This window comes from Pseudomonas sp., assembly GCF_035277045.1.
GTDB lineage: Bacteria > Pseudomonadota > Gammaproteobacteria > Pseudomonadales > Pseudomonadaceae > Aquipseudomonas.
This window is the reverse complement of record NZ_DATELE010000115.1, coordinates 1-2,122: the sequence shown is the minus strand read 5'-3', so window position 1 is coordinate 2,122 and position 2,122 is coordinate 1. Positions and strand designations below refer to the sequence as shown.

Genomic DNA, 2,122 nt, shown 5'->3' with positions numbered 1-2,122 from the left:
AAACGGGGCGTACTTGAAGTCGATGTCCATCGTTCTTCTGTCCCGCCAGAGTCGCTGTTCGGCTTTGCCGAGCGTCGCAACCCGAAGCGGGCGTTTCTGTTCGTCTCGCGGGTGCTAGGCAAGCACATTCCGGTCAGGCCGTCGGTGATGCAGTTCACCTTCGACACCCTGGCTTCGAAGATCCCGGCCGACCTTCCAGGCCCGGTTCTGGTGGTGGGCATGGCAGAGACGGCCGTGGGCCTGGGGGCTGGCGTGCACCGCGCCTACAGCGCGACCCGTGCCGACACCCTGTACCTCGTCAGTACCCGGCACCCGGTGGGCGATCGCATCTTTGCCCGCTTCGAGGAGGAACACAGCCACGCGAGCGCCCATCTGATCCACGAGCCGGCGGACCCTGAGCTGTCGCAATTGATGCGCAGCGCGCGATCGCTGGTGCTGGTCGATGACGAAGCATCGACCGGCAAGACCTTCATCAACCTTCACCGGGCCTTGGTCCATGCCGGGCTCGGTAACATCGAGCGCGTGGTGACCTGTGTGCTCACGGACTGGTCCGCCGGGGCCGTGACGTCCAGCATCGGTCAGGCGGCGGACCAGATCTCGCTGCTGCGCGGCGCCTACCAGTTCATCGAAGACCCGGAGGCGCTGCTGCCCGAGATGCCCGATACCGGCACGGTTGCGGTCGGCGACTGGACGGTGGACCCGCGCAATGACTGGGGCCGGCTGGGCACCCGGCACGTCGCCGATACCCTGGGCCGCGATATCGAGGTCAAGCCGGGCGAGCGTGTCATCGTGCTCGGGACCGGCGAGTTCGTCTGGAAACCCTACTTGCTGGCCGAGCGCCTCGAGCGTGCCGGGGCCAATGTGCATTTCAGTTCGACGACCCGCTCGCCGATCGCGATCGGCCACTCGATCGAGCATGCCCTGAGTTTCTCCGACAACTACGGGCTCGGCATCGTCAACTTCCTCTATAACGTGGCGCCCGGCCAGTTCGACCGGGTGCTGATCTGCAGCGAGACGGCTGCCCAGGCGGTCCCGCAGGCATTGATTGAAGCCCTGAACGCGGAGGTCATCGTAGATGGCAACTAATCGCCCGCTGGCCCTGGTCGACCTTGATGACACCCTGTTTCAGACGGCGCGCAAGATGCCTCACGGCACGCTGCGCCACCCGGCGTCCTACGACGTGAAGGGTGAGGTGAGCGGCTACCAGAACGACATGCAAAAGGCCTTTGTCGCCTGGTTGCTGGCCTGCACCGACGTGGTGCCGGTGACGGCCCGTAGCGCCGAGGCCTTCGGCCGTGTCCGCCTGGGGTTCACTGGCCCGGCGATCTGCTCCCATGGCGGGCTGATCCTGAACCCCGACGGCAGCGTGAACCAGGATTGGCACGGTGTCATGAACGAGGTCCTGTCACCGTTCCATGAACGGCTGCCCGCGCTCTGTGACACGGCATTGCGCATTGGCGAGGAACACGGTCGCTCCCTGCGCGGGTGGGTGGTCGAAGAAGCGGGCCAGCGTCACTACGTGGTGATCAAGCACAACGACGGGTCGGACGCGGACCTGGCGCTGGTGCTGGAAAAACTGCGCGAGCAGGGGCTGCTGGACGGCATGCACACCCACGCCAACGGTAACAACCTGGCGTTGCTGCCGGCCGGGCTCTCCAAGCGGGTCGCGGTCGAACACTATCTGAAACTGGATCGTGCGCTTAACGGCGAACGCCCGGTGCTGGGCTTCGGCGACAGCATCACCGACCTTGGCTTCATGAACCTGTGCCACTTCTGGTCCACCCCCGCGCGCAGCCAGCTGGCCGCCCTGGTAGAGGGCGCCGTCGATGCTTGACACCACCTTGACCGCGCTGACGGTCGGCAGCGGCAGCTACCTCCAGGGGGACGTGCATTTTCTGCTGCGGCCGGTGAACATCGGGCTCACGGATGTGCTGGAGAAAGAGCGTCTGATCCAGACCAACCAGAAGCACTACTCGGAAATGATCAGCCGCGAAGACGCGCCCTCGACCACGCACATGGAGCTCTACGAGCGTGCGATGCGCCAGAACGGCTTGCGCATGGCCGCCGACGTGCAGTCGCTGGCGCTGGCGCTGGACGAACACTACCAGGGCGCGAGCATCGC

3 protein-coding genes are annotated in these 2,122 nt (G+C 65.5%); all 3 read left to right on the top strand.

Annotated features, from left to right (window positions below; genetic code table 11):
* Window positions 1-1,086, top strand: a 1,086-nt coding sequence (locus tag VJS90_RS05125) for a phosphoribosyltransferase domain-containing protein (RefSeq protein WP_324119688.1), incomplete at its 5' end; no start/stop codon positions are given.
* Window positions 1,076-1,834 (top strand): trehalose phosphatase, encoded by a 759-nt coding sequence (locus tag VJS90_RS05120; RefSeq protein ID WP_324119686.1) that lies wholly within the window; start codon window positions 1,076-1,078, stop codon window positions 1,832-1,834. The genes VJS90_RS05125 and VJS90_RS05120, both read left to right, overlap by 11 nt.
* Window positions 1,827-2,122 (top strand): cysteine protease StiP domain-containing protein (locus tag VJS90_RS05115; RefSeq protein ID WP_324119684.1); only part of this gene is annotated, 296 nt, incomplete at its 3' end. The genes VJS90_RS05120 and VJS90_RS05115, both read left to right, overlap by 8 nt.

Bases quoted from the DNA above. Each gene is read 5' to 3' on its own strand.
- VJS90_RS05120 (WP_324119686.1), top strand. From the start codon at position 1,076: ATGGCAACTAATCGCCCGCTGGCCCTGGTCGACCTTGATGACACCCTG.